Here is a 19,129-nt window from a genome sequence, read left to right on the forward strand (position 1 = left end):
AATTGAATTTAATTTTTAAATATTTCTGCCGATTGTATAATTCTAATACAAAACTTGTATTAATTTGATAAATTTTATCTGTAAATTTTGAAAAAAATATGAATGAAATAATAAAGAACACTATTAAAACGCTTAAAAGTATGACTTGTTCTGAGATTATTTATTTTTTCAAAATCTCCGATAATATTTATTCTTTGTTATTTTACGAAGGTGACGCCGAAACTTTAATCGATCTTGAAAAAGACTTCGATTGTTTTTCTGCTGAAATTACAAAAGATTTAACAATTGCATTTAGGTTAAAAGGATTTAATTCGATTTTAGACGAGACTTTCTCAATAAATAATTCGCAATTTTACTTATTCTCAGCCTATAAAAAAGAACCTAATCAAATAGAATTTTACAAAGAAATCCAAAATAAAATAAGTGCCTTAATTTCGAAATTAATTTCTGAAAATGAAACAATTTCACTTGCTTACAAAGATTATTTTCATCTTTTTACAAACTCGACAAACGATATTGTTTTTACTTTAGATGAAAGCGGAACAATAGAATTTGCCAACAAAACATTACTCGATCAGACTCATTACAGATTTGATGACATACTTGAAAAACATTTTTTTGAGTTGTTGAGTGAAAGAAGTAAAGCAATTGTTTCTGAAGGATTTCAAAAATTAATAAATACAAATTCAGCAGTGAAATTTGAAACTGAAATTATTCCAAAAGTTGGAATTGAACAATTATATGAAATAACTTTAACGCCAATATTCAAAGATGAAAAAATTATTTCATTATTTGGCGTAGGTACAAATTTAAGCAAAAGCAAAGCCGAAAAAGGAAAAATAGAAGATCTTTTGTCAAAACTAACTGAAGCAAACAGATTAAACGCAATTGAAAGAGACAGAGCGCAGCAGCAAATTAGCGTATTAAATGAATTAAATAATTTGAAAAACGAATTCATCTCAAATGTTTCGCATGAATTAAGGACGCCACTTGCTTCTATAATTGGTTTTGCAGAAACAATTTCTGAAGATAAAAATTTAACTTTGGATAAGGCCGAAGAGTTCAATCAAGTAATTCTCGAAGAGAGCAAAAGGCTTGCCAAGCTTATAAATGATGTTTTAGATTTTTCCGAACTTGAAAATGAAAAACAAAAGCTGCAAAAATCTTCTCTTAATATTATTGAAATAATTAACGAATGCAGTAATAATATTAAAAAAGAAAGCGATAATAAGCATATAACTTTATCATCGCGTATACCTCAATCAGAAATAATGATTTACGCCGATGAAGAAAGAATAAAAAAAGTTATTTCTTACATACTTTCAAATGCTCTTAAATTCACGAAGGAAAATGGAAGAATTACTATTGTTGTACAAGAATTTTTAAAAGAAGTGGAAATAGTTATAAGCGATACCGGAATTGGAATTCCCGAACAAAATATTCCTTTACTGTTTGATAAATTCAGCAAAGTTAAAAGGACTGGATTTAATTTGACAGGTGCAGGTTTCGGCTTAGTAACAGTTAAACAAATAATTGATTTACATAAAGGTCTTATAAGAGTTAAAAGCGAAGTAAACAAAGGTACCAGTTTTATTATAAGACTTCCAAAATATAGTTTTAATTAAAAACTAACGGGGTTGAAATTGGAAAAAACAATATTCATAGTAGATGATGAACCCGCAATTCTCAAACTAATTACACATTGGGTCAAAAACGAGTGGGAATATAATGTCCGCACATTTACAAATGGAACCGAACTTTTAGAAAATATTTATGAAAATCCGGATCTTATTTTACTAGATATTATGCTGCCGGATTTAAGCGGAACAGAAATTCTGAAAAGGACAAAACGAATGAATAAACATTTGCCGGTTATAATGCTTTCTGCTCAAGGCAATATTGATGTTGCTCTTGAATGCATTAGAGAAGGAGCATATGATTATTTTCCAAAACCGGTAGATAAAAACAGACTTAGACCCGCCATTCAAAACGCAATCAAAAATTATGATCTGCAGCGAAGAGTTGACGAACTTAATACAAATCTACAGCATGAATATAGTTTTGATAATATTGTTTCTGCCGATAAAAAAATGCAGGAAGTTTTCAAAATGGTAACAAAGGTTCTTAACAATGATATTACCGTTTTAATTAACGGAGAAAGTGGAACCGGTAAGGAATTAATTGCACGTGCAATTCATTATAACGGAACTAGAAAAAATGATCCATTTGTTGTTGTAAACTCAGCTTCAATTCCCCGTGAACTTTTAGAAAGCGAATTGTTCGGACATGAACGCGGCGCTTTTACCGGCGCGCATCAAAGAAAAATTGGAAAGTTTGAATTGGCAAACGGCGGAACAATATTTCTTGATGAAATCGGTGATATGGAAATGTCTCTGCAGGCAAAAATATTACGCGTAATTCAGCAGAAAGAATTTGAAAGAGTCGGCGGAAATGAAACAATTAAAACAGATGTTCGAATTATTTCCGCAACAAATGTTAACTTAAAAGAAGCCGTTGCAAATAGAGATTTCAGAGAAGATTTATATTACAGATTAAGTTCATTTCCAATTCAAATTCCTGCGTTAAGAGAAAGAAGAGGAGATGTAGTAATTCTGATAAATCATTTCCTTGCCGAATTCAATAAAAAGATGACAAAAGAAATTTTAACAATTACAAAGCCTGCTCTAAAATTATTATATGATTATGACTGGCCGGGAAATGTTAGAGAACTTGAGAATACTATTGAAAGATGTATGATTTTATCCGAAACCAATAATATTGATGTTGACGTGCTTCCACCGCAAATTTTATCTGCCGACGGAGATGGCTTAACTGATTCGAACGGACCATTGTTTACCGAAGATGCACCAATTATTCCATTTGAAAAACTAAAAGCCGAAGCTATTAAACATGCTTTAAGAATTACAAATGGAAATATTGTTGACGCATCAAAAAAATTAAACGTGGGAAGAGCAACTTTATACAGATTGATGGAAAAGTATGATATTAAAACTCGTCGAAATTAATTCGATAATCGCTTAAAGGATTTAAAGTGAATAGTACAGCCCAAAATACATCCAATAAAATACTTCTTGTTGAAGATGAGGAATCAGTTGCAAAACTTTTTCTTTATAATTTTAAAAAGGCAGGCTATGATTGTCAATGGGCTGAAAATGGATTGGACGGATACCTGAAAGCCCGGGATTTTAAGCCAGACATCATTGTAAGCGATATTATGATGCCCGAAGTTGACGGACATCAATTTAGAAAAAGAGTTCTTGAAGATTCATCTTTAAAATTAATTCCCTTCATTTTTCTCACCGCAAAAGGCGATGAAACAGACATTTTAGAAGGTTATGATCTTCACGTAGAGGATTATATTGTTAAAACTTCCGGACCAAAAATTGTACTCGCAAAAATAAATGCAGTACTAAAAGCTTTTGAAAAAGAAAGAGAAAAAGCAGTAGGTGAAGTCCAAAAAGCCGCATCTGCTATGAGCGCAAAAGTTGTTCCTGATGAATTTCCTCAATTGGAGGGATTAGTTGTAAAACACTGGCATGTTCCTTTTCAAAATGTTCCCGGAGGAGATTTTATTGATTATTTTAAAGTAGATGATGATAATTTGGTTGTGGTTCTTGGCGATATTATGGGTAAAAAATGGGGTGCTTGGTATTTTGCAGTTGCGTATGCGGGTTATGTAAGAAGCGCAATAAGAATGATTTTGGATTCTGATCATGATCTTTCTCCATCAACTATTTTAGATAAAATCAATAAAGCAATTTTTAAAGATGAAAGAATATCTGATGTATTTATTACATTGTCTGTTGTGTGTATAAACAGTAAAAATAAAATTCTTAAATATGCCGGAGCAGGAGACCTTCCGATTATTTATAAATCGGATTCAGTTAAAAGCGTAAAATCAAATGGAATACTTTTAGGTTTTAAGGAAGTCGGGAATTATCAAAATGTTGAACTTCAATTAAATTCCGGAGAAGCGGTATATTTAATTACAGATGGAATTCCTGAAACAAGAATGACAAATGGTGATTTTTTTGGAGAAGCAAAATTAAAACAAACAATTTCAGAAATCCTTCCAAATGCTGATCCGCTTGAAAAAATTATCGATGTTTTTTCAGAATCAACAGCAAATACTTTTGAAGATGATATAAGCATTGTTGCAATAAAGATACTTTAACATTTAAGATTAATTATCTAAACAGCTTCTTAAAATTCTTTCAGTTTTATTTGAATCTAATAATACCTGACCAAAAATATTCGCAATATCCTGTATAGTAATTTTATTAAAATCCTCTTCGCGAGGTGCAATTACTAATCCTCCAAGATCAACAGAAGCGGGACTTATCAATAATTGTTTTTCACCACCTTCATAATATTGTTCCGGTCTATGTTTTTCTCTTAAAAATACAACAACGTTAAAAAAATCATTAACATAAAAACTTAAAATATTTATTAATGGCTCTTCGTTTGTACTCAATATTTTCTTTGCCGCTTCAAGGGTTTTCAAAATAATTTTTTCCAATTCAATTTTATTTTTTGACTCAAATAAAACAAATTTTTGAATTTCACTTTTTATAAATGATATTTTAACTTCCTTTTTATTATAAATTAAATTATCATTTTTAATTGTTGAATTAATGTAGTTGGAATAAATTGGAATTTCATCCTTCAATCCTGCTTGAAAATGTAGATGATCTGGCGCCGATGCTCCGCACTTTGGTCCATTATAAAAAACGAAAAATTTTTCCCGTAAATCATAACTCAACTCTAACATATTTTGAAAATTACTTTCTATGCTTTGAGGAATATGATTTTTATAAGCAACAGTTAAATGCTGATTAAAAATCGGATAGGGATTGCAAAGTATTATAAAATCTTTTTTGAATTTTATTCCGTTTTGTTCATTCGGTAAATTTTCTAAGCACAAAAAACATTTTCTTTTTTCTATTGATTTTTTATCGACCTTTGCGGATGTTGACGTAATTCTCGTTGGATTAAACTGAACTTTTATCAATGAATTATTAAATTCAAAAGATTTGCTTTTTGTGTTTGATAAAGATTCAAAATTATTTTTCAGCAATTCCCAGTTGGCTTTCTGGTGATTTAATAATGATTCCGCTTCTTGAGAAAGATTATCAATATTACCAAATTGGCTCAGTTCTTTATCTGTAAGAAATAATTTTTCCATTTACATATTAAAAAAATTGAAATGGCTTTTATTTTTTATTTGTCTTGCCAAAACTTCAAATGTTCTTAGTTTATCTTTATACAAATTATTGGCATTCGTTTTTTCAATATCCAAATCAGCATCCGAATTTCCTTCCCATCTTCTACATAAATAAAGAGGTTCGTAAATTCTTCCAATTTGATAATCTCTTGAAATGGCTAAACCAACGGCGTAATCTTCACCGTAACTTACATTCGGAATTTTTATATCCCGTAAAACCGGTGTATAAAATGCGCGCGGAGCACCCAATCCGTTTATTCTTAAAGCATTATTTTTTCCGTTATCTGCCGTCCATTCTTTGTGATCTATAATTCCCGGCGGAATTTCTTCCAATTTAAAATTAGTTAATTTATAAGAACCGATTACCATTGCGCATTCTTCCAAATAAAATTTATCTACTATTTTTTGAAGCGTGTTTTCATCAATATAAATATCATCACTATCCAATTGAATTGAAAATTTTCCGCATTTATTATTCATTATTCCTTCATTCCAGCATCCGCCAATTTGAAGATCATTTCTTTCTGGAATAATATGAATAACACGTTCATCTTGTTTTGCAAAATTATTTATTACTTCGGTAGTTCCGTCATTTGAATGATTATCAATAACTATAAGATTAAATTTAAAATTTGTACTCTGATTTAACACGGATTTAATTGCGTCGCCAATTGTTTTAACTCTATTTTTTACCGGAATAATAACAGATGCTTCATTTTCAAAATTTTCATTTTCAAAATTTATCTTTTGAAATTCAGGGGTTAAAAATACGCCTATTTTTTTTAGGTGATTTGTAGATGCGTTTTCCATTTCTATTTGATTCTGCCTGTTTTTTGGATCAACATAATCAAACATTTTTTCACCGCTTTTTCTGTCGTCTTCTTCATAAATTGTGTAGAGAAATTCCGGAATTCTATAAATAGGATATTTTTGCGAGATTTTTAAGCGCATGTCATAAAATCCAGCGGAATAATAATTTTCTGAAAAATCTTTTACAGCTTCAATTAATGCAATTGAATTTATTAACATAACCGGTCCGAAATCAAAATCATCGCGCAGACTTCCAAATTGATAGTCAATTGTGGGGTGCTTTATTAATACTTCATTCTTAATTTCATAAAAATTTGAATAGACAATTCCGGCATTTGTACTTTTTGCAACACTCAGCATTCTATCTAAACTGAATTTTCCAAAATCCAAATTTGTACTTTTATTTCCAAGGAGTACAAAATCTGATTTTAAATTTTTTGATATTAATTTTATTGATTCTGTAGAAAAAATATTACGCACTACCAGCTGATTGAATTCACTAAGATTTGAATTGTTTTTGTTTACAATTGCGTGAATGGCGTTTATTTTTTCAAAATTTCTCAATGACTTTACATTGTTAAGAAATATAGATTCGCTAAACGCTGTAAGAAATACTTCGATATTATTATTCATATTTTACTATTTATTGAAATGATTAAATATTTAAAAGTTAGCAAATTCTCGTTTAATATTTCGAATTAGTTTAAAAGATATTATATGATGTTATTAAAAATGACAATTAAAAGACAATATAATAAGTTTTTAAAAATGTAATGATGTCAATCACAAATATTCATTTCATATCTAATAAGTTTGTATTGTCTGAATATAAAACCAAAATTATAAAATTTGTCGGTTATATATTTTATTATTATTTTGATACATTATTTGTTTTAAAAAAAATACATCAATATCAAACTTACAAGAGGAATTATCTATGAAAAAAACACTTTTAATTGTAGTTATTTTATCTTTTTTAACACTTACAATTAATGCTCAAGAAGGAAAGATACATGTTGGCGGGCAAGTTGGATTATCACTTCCAATGGGTGATTTTGGTGACGCCGCTAATATGGGTTTTGGGTTTTTAGGAAATTTTTATTATGGTATTAACCAAAATATTGATTTAACTGCTTCATTGGGATATATTGCTTGGGGAACCGACGCCGATGGCGCATCATTCAGCAACATTCCAATAGTTGTTGGCGGAAGATATTATTTCCAAAGATCAAATTTTACGCCTTTCCTAGCAGCGGAACTTGGAATAAATAATTTAAGTTTTACTTATGATAGTGAATATTTTGGAGAATATTCAGCAACAAGTTCTGATTTTGGTTTGGGAATTGGCGGTGGATTCCTTTACGCTTTAGGAAATATGGATCTTGATGTTAGCGCTAAAATTAATATTATTAGTGATACAAATAATTTAACCGTATTTGCCGGTTTAAGATTTCCAATAAATTAATTTAATAAATTCTTAAATAAGGAGTAAAAATGAAAAAAATTGCAGCAGTTTTAATTACTTTGGCTTTGTTTTCAAGTGTAAGTTTTGCACAATTTGAAGTAGGTAAAAGCCATGCCGGTCCATCATTAAGTCTTGGTTTTGGCGGATGGGGAATGGGTTTTGGCGCTGATTATGAATATGGAATGAGTTTAAAGGATATCGGCGTAGATGCACCAGGTGCTCTTGGAGTTGGTGGAATTTTCAGATATTACAATTGGAGTGAAGATTTCTTTTATGGTGAATGGAGTTATACTGATATCATAATAGGAGCACAAGCTAATTATCATTTCAAATTGGAAAATGATAAAATTGACCCTTGGTTAGGAGTTGTTTTAGGATTTGACATTGATAATTATTCATATGATAGTAAATTAGGTTATGACGATTATAATTATAATACGACTTCTGGTGGTGGAGTTTTCTTTAATGGTAATGCAGGTGTTAGATATTGGTTTTCACCAAATATGGCTGCTAGAGTAGGTTTTGGATTTGGAAATTTAGTTAGCTCTTTGATAATAGGCGTGGATTTTAAATTTTAATTTTTAATCAACTCTTCTATTTTATGCGGTTAGTTTTTATTAAAATTAACCGCATTTTTTTTCTTCTTTTAAATGACAATTTATTAAATTCTTACCATCTAAAAAAAAACTTTTTCAACTTATTTATAAAGTCTTAGTTTAAATCTTTACTTCAAATTATGGAGAATTAATTATGAAAAAAATATTTGTGATTTTTTTATTAACTCTTTTAGTCTCAAACATTTCGTCAGCACAAACCAGCAATAGTGCTATCGGTTTAAATGGTACGTTGTCAATTCCGGTCGGTGATTTTAATGATGTTGCCAAAATGGGTTATGGTATTTCCGGATCATTTTATTATAGTCTATCAGATTATTTTCAATTTACGGGTACTCTTGGCTATATTGCTTGGGGTGGCGATAAAATTGAAATTGGCAATACAACTTTAGAAGCTACTGATCCGCACGTATCTATTCCTATTTTAGTGGGCGGACGTTTTTTCTTGGATGATAAAGAACTTAATCCATACATTTGCGGCGAATTGGGTTTACACGTTTTTACTACTGCCTCAACGCAGACAAAAATTGCCGGAATCGCACAACCAAAAATAAAAGGTGATACAAATCCATATTTTGGTTTTGGACTTGGCGGCGGCGCTGTTTATGAGTTAAGTAATGATATTAAAGTTGACGGAAATTTACAATATAATATCGTAAGTTCCGAAGAATCAATTGGATTTTTTACTTTAGAAGTTGGATTTATAGTAGGAATATAATTATTTCTATACTACGTGAATTGTAAAAATAAAAAAGATGCCATCTTTTAAGTGATGGCATCTTATACTAAATTTTTATTTTATTAATATCATTTTTCTTGTTTCGGTAAATCCTTCAGTTTCTAATCTATACATATAAATTCCGCTTGCAATACCATTAGCATTGAAGTTAACTTTATATTTTCCGGCGGATTTTTCTCCATCAATTAAGTTACTAATCTCTTTTCCAAGTGCGTCATAAATTTTAAGCTTAATAAATGATTTTTGCGGAAGAGAAAATTCAATTTGCGTATTTGGATTAAAAGGATTTGGATAATTTTGACCCAAGTAAAATTCTTGCGGAACTGAATTACTATTTTGATCTTCCACGGAAACCGGACGCGATCCGACGGCAAACCAATTCGGTAAACGACCCCCGACAACATAATCCTGAGAACTTGAAGCCGCGGTGATTTTGTCATCCATTAAGTTAATTAAACGCAAAGATGGAGTATTAGTATTGTTTAATCTTTGAAATACTATTTTTGTATCATCCGGAGAATATCTCGGATAACCAATTGATGAACCATTTGATTCAACAACATTAGCATTTCCACTGAACAAATCAATTGCATATATATCGTCTGTCCCATTGTTAAAATCAATTAAATCGAGTAATAAAAATCCACTATTGGTCTGACTGAAAGAAGGATTGCCAATGCTAATTCCTTCCTGCTGCGGTGGAAACAGGTTGTAAATATTACCATCGTTCATATCATAAATATTGATAGTCCAAAAATCTATATTTCCACCGGTTGCTTGCGGAACCTCATTATAACAATCATACACAATTATTTCACTGTTTATATCCCAATCAAGAGCATCGGCATATTTTACACTGTTGTCTTCAACTCCATCTTGAGTTGTTGGATTATACAAACTAATAATGAAACTGTTATTTGAATTTTCCAGATCAAAAATGTAAATATTCGGTTCATAATAAATTGATGTAGCGGCTAATTTAGTTCCGTCAGGTGAAATAGCAATTGAGTTCCATTCGCCATATTGACTCAACACACTTTCACCAGATCCATTATTATTAATTCCTCTTATGTAATTGTCGGCATCAATAAATAAAATATACGATCCGTCATCCGTTATAGAAATAGGGTTTCCTGTTCCTGTATAAATTTGTGTAGAGGTAAGCTGTACAATATCGCTATTTGACTGAATAGTTGGTCGGATTAAATATAAACTACTGTCGTTTGTTTCAGCATTTACAGCGGCGATCCATTGTTCACCCTCAACAGCAGGAATATCGCTCGGCGGTTTGGTTCCGCTTCCATCAAATATTCCAACCGTATCAAATGCATTTTTTACGGCATTCACTTCGGCAGAACTTTCACCAAATAAATCTGTTGCCGATCTTATTGCCGCTAACCGCATATCAATAAATTGTGACTGTGAATTAAGGTATCTTGCATCTAAAATTCTATAGTAAATTTTTTCTGTCTTATCTTTACCTATCGCTTCTCCAATTAAAGCACAAGCTCTATTTGGGATACCGCTATTAATGTGAACACCGCCATTATCCTGATCAATGGTTAAATTTAAAAATTCGTTCATGTTTGACGGCTGCCAGCCATTATCATAAATGCTCGTTCCTCCATTATGGGGATCCAACATATTTCTCAAAACACCCGTAGGTATATAACTTGTTTTTGTCACATCTTCGCCCATATACCAATCTTCTTTATCTACCATTGCGCCAAAAACGTCGGCTAAAGATTCATTTAATGCTCCCGACTGATTTTTATATTCCAATCCAACTGTATGCTCTATTACACCGTGAGTCATTTCATGAGCCGCAACGTCTACAGCCGTAGCTAATGGATAAAAAGCACTATTGCCATCACCATAAACCATAAAAGCACCGTTCCAATAAGCGTTATCCATAGGTTGACCATCTTCAGTTGCGTGTATTATTGAAATCATTGTACTTCCGCTTCCATCAATTCCGTCTCTTCCATGTTTTTCCAAATAATATTGATATGTAATTCCGCTATTATAATGTGCGGAAATCGAAGTTGCGTCATTCCAAGAATTATTATTTGAAGTAACGAAATAAATTTGAGAAGTATTCGAGAGATCTTGGTTATTTATGTTTAGCGTTAAAATTCCACCAAGAGGATTGTTAACCGGATCGGTTTGACCCTGCCGCCACATATCTCTTGACGCATCAAGTAAATAATAAGCGCCGGATGATAAGTACACATTTATTGATCTATTTATACCAAGCAAATCTTTAGCCGTTGTAGTTGCGGGACCATCCGCAGCGGCAGCGTTATACTTTTCTAAAATATCACCATTGTTTGCATCTACAAAGTAATACCAATTATCTTTCAAATTAGGTCTAATTGTTACAAACCAAACCAAATGATTTTTATTTGTTTCGTCGGTCCAAATGTATTGTTCTGCGGTCGGTTCATCATACTTTAAGAGTTTTTTTAAATTTTTATCGAGGTTTTCAATTTTAGTAAATTTTAATAAACTTTGTTTTGCAATTTTTACTGCTTCATTATCCTCTATCTTTTTTGAATGTACGTCAATATCTGTAGGAGTTTTAGAGTATCTTGCATTTACGGAATAAATTTCTCCTGCGGAATTTAAATGCACAACCATTTCTTTTCCCCAAATGGGAATTCCTTTATATTTTTGATCAAAAACAATATGATGCATATTTAGATTATCTGTAATTTCTTTGTTCAGAATTAATTCTTCGAATGGATTTTGAAGTTTAAATAATTCTTTATTTTCTTTAATAAATGTTATTGCGTTTTCATAAGCTGAAATTGATAGAATTGCTTTTCCTAAACTTTGACCGCTGAAATTATTATAAAGCGCAATTGGTGTGTTATTTTTTTCATCCCAATTTATTTTAAAATTTTTAGCCGATGATTTTAATTTTATTTTGTTTAGATCAATTGGTTTTCTATCCTTATTTCTAAGAACCGAAGATAAACTGTTTTGTTGGTTTGTTGTTTTTGCTAAAGATTTTGAAGATCTATGATTAATTATATTTTCACTAACTTTTTTTACTTCATTTAAATCAATGGATTTATTTTGTGAAAGTTGCCTATTGGTTTTATTTTTCCAGCCTTTTAATGAAGAATGATTTTTTACGGAACTGGTTTGTGCCGAAGCATTAAGATATAAAATTATTACAATTACATTTATCAAAAGTAATTTTGATCTCATATATTTTCCAATTTAGTTTTTATTATAATTTTCTAATTCTGAACAAAACTTTTTTATGTTTTCAAACAAAGGCTTAATTTCGAGCGGTACATCAGATTCATCGCCTGCTCCTTTCCAACTCCAATTATAAGTAGAATCTTTTGTCTCATATTTTAAACGAGTCGTTATATTTCCGGTTCCATTATAGGTTTTATTCGTTATGCCGCTTGTTTCCAAATCATTTTTAAAATTATATATTTTTGAAGAATCAACTTGAGATATCCAAACTACGCTATCTTTTACCGCAGATAATTGTCTCCATTTTTCCACATTCCCATTTGAAAAAAGAGAATATCCATTGCTTAAACCTGTAAATCCTCCGCCGCTTGAAAGTACAATTTTAAAGATTGGTAAACTTTTTGCTTCTTTATTTAATAACTGATGCTCGTTTTCCTCATCCATTTTGCAAGAACCACATCCTATAAGCAAAGCAACACTTATAAAAATTGAAACTTTGTAGTAAAATTTTAACTTGAGAATTGCCATAATACCTCATAATTGAATTTAAAATTGAACTTTGTGATTCTATATAATTTTTTAAATAAATAATCTTAAATTAATTGTGCAAATAGTTAAAAGATGTTTGGAAAATCAAGCAATTACTTTTCCAAAATTTTATTCATTTATTTTAACAATTTTCCAGTTTAATGAATTTTCTGTTCCCATTCCCGCCGGCATTGAAGCAATTGTAATTAAAAGTTCTTCATCGTTTTCTTCAGCATTTTCTAACCTTTCTTTGAAAACGTCTTTAATTTCAATTTGAATTTCTGTTTCGGCAGATATTGGTCTTGTGGATGGTCCGTAATTTTCAACTGAAATGACTTTTAATGTGCAAAAGGATTTATTCCCGTTTTCTAAAATTTCTTTAACATTGCATTTTATTTCAGCAGATCCGGGTGCGAGAGAAATCATTTGATTTTCTTTTAAATTCGAGGAAGGTTCTTCTTTGGTTTCATTTTTAGATGTACAGCAATTTGTAACGAAAAACAACATTGAAAGCATTGTAAAACTATTAAGCCATTTTATTGAAAACATTAAGTTCTCCAATTTGTCGAAAATTATTTATTATAATTTTGAATTGTTCAATAATGGATTGAGTATCTAAATAAAATTATCGAAAAATAATTATAAAAATAAATTAATAATGATCAACAAATTGCAAAATATTATTTTATGATAAATGTTTTCACAAATTAAATTTATATAAATGAGCCCTCATTTGATTGAGGACTCATTAACTACAGTGAAGGGAAACTTAAAATTTTAGTTTACCTTTTTATCTAACTGTATAATTAGATGTTACATTAAACGTCTGATTATTGTTTGCTAAACTTCCCTCAAATTGAAATGTCCATTGCTGACCATTTTCAACTCCGACATATTCTTCTAATAAAACAGCTTCATTGGCATTATAAACGGTTGTTCCGTCGCCTTGAAGTACATCCGTAAATTGCTGAGCCGGTAAACTGACGGTTACCTTAGTAATTTTTACAGCTGCGCTTGGTGCTGCAGTAAAATAAATTCCGCCTTGGTCGCCTTGTGATGTTCCAATTGTGAAAGTTACACTGCCTGTTCCGCCTCCACTTCCGCCAATTCCTCCAATTCCACCGCCATTTGGATTTGTTACTCCAGAATTGTCATCGCATGAGGTAATTATTAAAAATAGTATTGGTAAAAGATATAATGTTAATTTTTTCATTTTAATTTCCCTTCAATTTTATAAACTAAATTTAACCGACATACCTAATTTTAAAGTCAATGTGCTATTGCTAACCCCTGGAAAATTATAAGTATTGGTAAGCGGGACATAAACCATAAAATCCGAACCTAATGTCACGGTTGGAGAAACTTTAAAATTATAGCCTGTACCAACAGCAATATCGAACTTTACGGATTTTGTATCAAAATTTAAGGGTTGAACAACTGGAGCTTGACCAGTTACAACTTGATTGGACTCACCGCTTGAACTTAATTTAATTGCAATAGAAGGTCCACTGACAAGATAAAATCCGCTGAATTCGGCTTTAAACATCGGATCAATTGATAAATATGAAAGTGATAAGGATGTTTCTTGTGTCGTTGTTCCAACTGTTTGAGAATTTGAGAAATTCTTCATATCGAACAATGTTAAATTTATCAGCATTCCAATATTGTTTGTGAAAGATATATCTATTGCTCCGCCGACTCCAATTCCAACTCCGTTATAAGATCCAACCAAACCGTTTTGATTATAAATATTAAGATTTCCGGTAATTCTTGGTCCTATTTTTACATTTTGTGCAAAAGAAATTGTTGATGCAATAAAAAAGATTAATAGAATTTGTTTAGTTAGTAGATTTTTCATTTTTTTCCTCCGTTTGTAGTTATGTTTTAGAGAGTTTACCTAATGATTTTTTTCCCTCATATATACATGCGTAATCTTTGATCAAAACAGCTCATCTAAATTGTGGAATCGAAAGACGGAAACTAAAAATGTGGAAAGATGTTGCGGATTAACATTTCAGTATGACAATGATTTTTTTTAGAAAAGCAAAATAATCAACCCGTTATCCCGAACATGTTTCGGAAATTAAATAACTTATATGAAGACGAAATAAAAAAATGTGGGTTATGAAAAGGTCAAAGTTAACAGATTTATTTTTTTGAAGTTTCAGAAAGTTTATTGTAATAATTAAATTTTTCTAAATTATTTGTTACTTGATAGAATTTTAAAACATACTCCAACATTCTTATTGTATTAAAATTATCGGCACCTTTTAGTTCTTTAATTTTTTCATAGCCTGTTAATAATAGCTTTTCGGCTTTTAAATAATTTTTTTTCAATAAATAAATTACCCCAAGTTCCGCATTTGCGGAAATTATATTTATATGTTCATGCGGATAATTTTTATAGTAAATTTTCAATGCTTTATTAATATAATTCTCAGCTTCATCCAATTTTGAAAACTCAATCAGATTTTTAGCGTACCAGAAATAAGCCAATCCAAGCCAAATATGATTTTCATTTATAGATGTTTTAAAATTTTCCAATGAATTAAGTAAATTATTATTGGCTGAATCGTACATCTTCATCGTATATTCCAATGCTCCTAAATTCATATAAGCAAAACCGACCATTGAGTGTTTTTCACCCCATGATTTTTTTTTAAGCTCTAAAGATTTGATGAAATGTTCATGTGCGGATTTATAATCTTCTTTTGCGATGAAAATATATGCAAGATTATTATAGATTGTTGACACTTCCGGTCTGTTTGGTCCATATAATTCCAAATACATTTCTAGCGATTTTTCATAATAAATTTTTGCTGAATCAAGTTCTTTTACCCCTTCAAAACTTAATCCCAAATTATTTGCTATACTTGCAATATCTCTATCTTTACTACCAAAATTTTTATATGCAATTTTATATGCTTCTTTAAGTAAAATTAGTGATTCCTGGTATTTATCTTGTTCCTGCTTAACAATTGCATAATCATTAATTGCGCTTGATAAAGATCTTGGCGGTGTTTCTGTATCGCCTCTTAAAACAATAATTGATTTGTGATATAAAGAATCTGCCTTGTTCAAGTCTCCAAGCCAATCATAATATAATGCTAATTCATGCAGACTTTCTCCGGCTTGATAACTTTCTTTACCGTAAACTTTTTCGTTTAATTCTAAAGATTTTTCTAAGTGCGGTTTAGCTTGATCAAATTCACCTAAATTTGTTAATGTCTTTCCTAACGTTTTTCTAACTGCGGCTTCAATTCCAGGTTGATCTTTAAAACCCGCATTAACTTCTTCAGATGCTTTTTTTATAACATCGTAAACTTTTGTATCTTTTCCAATTTCAGTCGGATCTGCAGAAGAAAGCATTTCCTGCAAAAAATTATTTACACTTTCTGTTTTTGCTACTTCAAGATTTGCTTTGTCTCTTTCTTTAGCAGCAATGCTTCCTTGGTAAATTATTGCAGAAATACTTGAAATTAATATAATGTTGAAAAGTATGAACAAAGCTGCACCAACTTTATGTCTTTGTACAAATTTTGAAAATCTATATAAATATGTATCTTCTCTGGCATTTACCGGCATTCCGTTAAAATATCTATCCAAATCGTTTATCAATCCTTGAACCGACGCATATCTTTGATTTGGATCTTTATGCATTGCTTTAAGGATAATATTATCTAAATCACCTTTAAGAAGCTTTATCTTTTTTTGAATTTCGTTTTTGTTTTGCTCAGATCTTAATTCACTATTAGTCGTTTGTCTAATTCTCTCACTTGGTTTAATAATGTTTGTTTCATCAATTGATTTGCTGATTCCAAGCGGAGTTGTGTTTACAAATTTATAAGGCGGTTCACCAGAAATAATTTCATATAACAAAACTCCTAAAGAATAAATATCACTTTGCGTGGTAATTGTTTCGCCTTTAATTTGTTCCGGACTCGCATAATCCGGAGTCAAATTCCACATTTTTGTCTGGGTTAATTTTATATTATCAGATTCAATTGCTTCATCTAATAATTTGGCAATACCAAAATCTAAAAGTTTAACTCTTCCTTCTTTTGTTACTAAAATATTTCCGGGTTTTAAATCACGATGAACAATTAAATTTTGATGGGCGTAATGAACTGCAAAGCAAACTGTTTTGAATAATTCTAATCTTTGTTTTGTGTTTAATTTATTCTCATCGCAATAATCTGTTATTGGTAACCCTTCAATATATTCCATAATTAGATATGGAAGTCCGTCGGAAGTTTTACCGCCGTCAAAAAGTCTCGCAATATTAGGGTGCTGCAGATTTGCTAAAATTTGTCTTTCGTTTTCAAATCTTTTAACAATATATTTTGTAGATAATCCTTGTTTTAAAATTTTTATTGCTACTTTTTGCTCGAATTCATTATCATCTCTTTTGCCGACAAAGACAATTCCCATTCCACCGAATCCAATTTCATCTTCAACTAAATACGGTCCAATATGTTTGCCAATTAATGGATGAGGTTCATCAACTTTTGGAGTGAAAATTTGATTATAATTTGATGCGATTTCTAAAAAATCATCCGTAGCTTCAAAAGATGCTAGTAAAGATTTTACTTCATCCAAGTATTTTTTATGTTCATCGCTTAAACTGCTGAAATATTTTTCTCTTTCAAATTTATTCAGTTCAAGAGCCTGTTCAAAAATAGATTTTAATATTTCGTTAAAAGTATTGCTCACAAATAGTAATTGGAATGTGAAGGAATTAATTAATTTCTCTGTAAAGCCAGGCTTTGGCAAATTGCCAATCACGTTTTACTGTTGCGACAGATATGTTCAACATTTCCGCGGTTTCTTCAATTGATAATCCGGAAAAGAATCTAAGCTCAACAATTTTGCAAGATCTCTCTTCTAATTGTTCTAATTTAGTTAAAGCTTCATTTAAGTTTAATATTTGATCTTCAGAATCAGATAAAATAAAATGTGCATCATCAAGAGAAATTTGGGTTTTGTCTTTCCCGCGTTTATCTGCTTTTTTCTTGCGCGCGTAATCGACCAATATTTGTCTCATCGATCTGGCAGCAATTCCAAAAAAATGTGCTCTGCTTTCCCATGATAAATTTTGATCACCAATCAATTTTATATATGCTTCATGCACCAATTCAGTTGTTTGAAGAGTGTGCTTTTTGTATTCATCTCGCAAGTATTTCGAGGAAATTTTTCTAAGTTCATTATATACTATCGGAAGAATATTATCTAAGGCAAAGCTATCACCTGCAGAAGCAGAATTCAATAATTGAGTAATATTTTGTGAATTTTTATACATTAAAAATAAGTCTTGTTATCTTTTTACAAGATTAAATAATTTTATTCACGTTTGCAACTGTTCAAATCACAAATAAAAAATTTAAATGTTTTTAGAAATGTAAAAGATAAAAAACGGCTACAAAAAATTTATAGCCGTTTAATATATTTTATTAAGGAACGGTATAATTTGAAGTTTTAGTGAATGCTTGATTATTGCTAGCAATTGTTCCCTCAAATTTGAATGTCCATTGCTGCCCTGAATTAACTCCGGTATATTCTTCAATACCAACGGCTTCGTTTGCATTATATACTGTTGTTCCATCACCTTCAACTACATCATTAAAATTTTGTGCCGGAAGACTGCAAGTTACTTGTGTAATTTTAACGGCTACGCTTGGTGAAGCATAAAATAAAATTCCTCCATTTTCCCCTTGCTGAGAGCCGACTGTAAATGTCACGCTTCCAGTTCCGCCTGTTCCGAATGGATCTGTAATACTGCCCGTTGCGTCATCATCACAAGAAATTAATACTAATGTCGCAAGAATTAAAATTGCTGAAAGGATTTTTTTCATTTATTCACCTTTAGTTAATATTAAATTTTACTGATATTCCCAACTTAAGCGCTAATGTGCTATTGTTTGTTCCGGGTGTATTATAAGTGTTTGACAATGGAATATAAGCAATAAAGTCTGATCCAAGAGTTACATCATTTGAGACTTTAAAATTATATCCGGTACCTACAGCAATATCAAATTTAACGGATTTCGTTTCAATATTAATTGGCTGAACATTTGGAGCTTGGCCTGTTACAATTGTATTTGATTCACCGCTGGAACTTAATTTAATTGCCAATGATGGACCACCGACCAAATAAAAACCGCTGAATTCTGCTTTGAACAATGGATCAATTGACAAATATGAAAGTGATAATGATGTTTCTTGTGTGGTTGTACCAACTGTCTGTGAATTTGAAAAATTCTTCATATCAAAAACGGTTAGGTTGAGTAATATTCCAATGGATCTGGTAAAAGATATATCAATCGCACCGCCAATGCCAACACCAATTCCGCTCCAAGTTCCGGTCAGACCGTCTTGATTATAAATATTCATATTTCCAGTAAGTCTTGGTCCAATTTTAATACTTTGCGCGTTAGAAAAATTTGTTAAGGTAATTACAAACATTAAGATTAATAAGACTGTTAATTTTTTCATTTTTTCTCCTTTAGTATGGATTA

The 19,129-nt window shown here is 30.8% G+C and carries 17 protein-coding genes; 6 read left to right on the forward strand and 11 right to left on the reverse strand.

Annotated features, from left to right (window positions below; all coding sequences use genetic code 11):
- The first annotated feature begins 98 nt into the window (after positions 1–98).
- From IPK06_13355 to IPK06_13365, 3 genes are read left to right on the forward strand one after another with little or no spacing between them, the layout of a single operon-like run.
- Entirely contained in the window at positions 99–1,625 is a 1,527-nt protein-coding gene (locus IPK06_13355) for a PAS domain-containing sensor histidine kinase (protein ID MBK7980960.1), read from the forward strand.
- A gap of 18 nt (positions 1,626–1,643) precedes the next feature.
- Positions 1,644–3,026, forward strand: coding sequence for a sigma-54-dependent Fis family transcriptional regulator (locus IPK06_13360; GenBank protein ID MBK7980961.1), 1,383 nt, complete (start codon positions 1,644–1,646; stop codon positions 3,024–3,026).
- A 26-nt stretch (positions 3,027–3,052) separates the two neighbouring features.
- On the forward strand, positions 3,053–4,195 hold the full coding sequence (locus IPK06_13365) for a fused response regulator/phosphatase (protein MBK7980962.1): 1,143 nt from the start codon (positions 3,053–3,055) through the stop codon (positions 4,193–4,195).
- A 9-nt stretch (positions 4,196–4,204) separates the two neighbouring features.
- Here the strand turns inward: IPK06_13365 and IPK06_13370 are convergent, their stop codons facing one another.
- Positions 4,205–5,206 (reverse strand): DUF4922 domain-containing protein, encoded by a 1,002-nt coding sequence (locus IPK06_13370; protein ID MBK7980963.1) that lies wholly within the window; start codon positions 5,204–5,206, stop codon positions 4,205–4,207.
- Entirely contained in the window at positions 5,207–6,688 is a 1,482-nt protein-coding gene (locus tag IPK06_13375) for a glycosyltransferase family 2 protein (GenBank protein ID MBK7980964.1), read from the reverse strand.
- A gap of 304 nt (positions 6,689–6,992) precedes the next feature.
- Here IPK06_13375 and IPK06_13380 point away from each other — a divergent pair, with 304 nt between their 5' ends.
- The 3 genes from IPK06_13380 (at position 6,993) to IPK06_13390 (ending at position 8,852) form a co-directional block, all read left to right on the forward strand.
- Entirely contained in the window at positions 6,993–7,520 is a 528-nt protein-coding gene (locus tag IPK06_13380; GenBank protein MBK7980965.1) for a hypothetical protein, read from the forward strand.
- A 29-nt stretch (positions 7,521–7,549) separates the two neighbouring features.
- Positions 7,550–8,098: a hypothetical protein gene (locus tag IPK06_13385; GenBank protein ID MBK7980966.1), complete on the forward strand. Its 549-nt coding sequence runs from the start codon at positions 7,550–7,552 to the stop codon at positions 8,096–8,098.
- Between the two features lie 172 nt (positions 8,099–8,270).
- Positions 8,271–8,852 carry an outer membrane beta-barrel protein gene (locus IPK06_13390; GenBank protein MBK7980967.1) on the forward strand — a complete coding sequence of 194 codons (582 nt, stop codon included), beginning with the start codon at positions 8,271–8,273 and terminating at the stop codon, positions 8,850–8,852.
- Between the two features lie 75 nt (positions 8,853–8,927).
- On the opposite strand, the gene IPK06_13395 is transcribed toward IPK06_13390, so the two are convergent.
- The 9 genes from IPK06_13395 to IPK06_13435 all read right to left on the reverse strand — a co-directional run bounded on the left by IPK06_13395 (position 8,928) and on the right by IPK06_13435 (position 19,106).
- Positions 8,928–12,089: a M4 family metallopeptidase gene (locus tag IPK06_13395; GenBank protein ID MBK7980968.1), complete on the reverse strand. Its 3,162-nt coding sequence runs from the start codon at positions 12,087–12,089 to the stop codon at positions 8,928–8,930.
- Between the two features lie 12 nt (positions 12,090–12,101).
- Complete coding sequence (locus IPK06_13400; GenBank protein MBK7980969.1) at positions 12,102–12,614, reverse strand: hypothetical protein; 513 nt, start codon at positions 12,612–12,614, stop codon at positions 12,102–12,104.
- A gap of 129 nt (positions 12,615–12,743) precedes the next feature.
- Positions 12,744–13,163 carry a hypothetical protein gene (locus tag IPK06_13405; GenBank protein ID MBK7980970.1) on the reverse strand — a complete coding sequence of 140 codons (420 nt, stop codon included), beginning with the start codon at positions 13,161–13,163 and terminating at the stop codon, positions 12,744–12,746.
- Between the two features lie 241 nt (positions 13,164–13,404).
- A complete protein-coding gene (locus IPK06_13410; protein ID MBK7980971.1) occupies positions 13,405–13,827 on the reverse strand; it encodes a hypothetical protein in 423 nt (140 codons plus the stop codon).
- Positions 13,828–13,845: 18 nt separating this feature from the next.
- Positions 13,846–14,472: a hypothetical protein gene (locus tag IPK06_13415; GenBank protein MBK7980972.1), complete on the reverse strand. Its 627-nt coding sequence runs from the start codon at positions 14,470–14,472 to the stop codon at positions 13,846–13,848.
- A 290-nt stretch (positions 14,473–14,762) separates the two neighbouring features.
- Positions 14,763–17,327 carry a serine/threonine protein kinase gene (locus tag IPK06_13420; protein ID MBK7980973.1) on the reverse strand — a complete coding sequence of 855 codons (2,565 nt, stop codon included), beginning with the start codon at positions 17,325–17,327 and terminating at the stop codon, positions 14,763–14,765.
- Between the two features lie 25 nt (positions 17,328–17,352).
- Positions 17,353–17,913, reverse strand: coding sequence for a sigma-70 family RNA polymerase sigma factor (locus IPK06_13425; protein MBK7980974.1), 561 nt, complete (start codon positions 17,911–17,913; stop codon positions 17,353–17,355).
- Positions 17,914–18,064: 151 nt separating this feature from the next.
- Positions 18,065–18,466 carry a hypothetical protein gene (locus tag IPK06_13430; protein ID MBK7980975.1) on the reverse strand — a complete coding sequence of 134 codons (402 nt, stop codon included), beginning with the start codon at positions 18,464–18,466 and terminating at the stop codon, positions 18,065–18,067.
- Between the two features lie 10 nt (positions 18,467–18,476).
- The gene (locus tag IPK06_13435) at positions 18,477–19,106 is read right to left on the reverse strand and encodes a hypothetical protein (GenBank protein ID MBK7980976.1); all 630 of its coding nucleotides are present in this window, start codon (positions 19,104–19,106) and stop codon (positions 18,477–18,479) included.
- Positions 19,107–19,129 lie beyond the last annotated feature (23 nt).

Source organism: Ignavibacteriota bacterium (genome assembly GCA_016713565.1).
Lineage (GTDB): Bacteria > Bacteroidota > Ignavibacteria > Ignavibacteriales > Melioribacteraceae.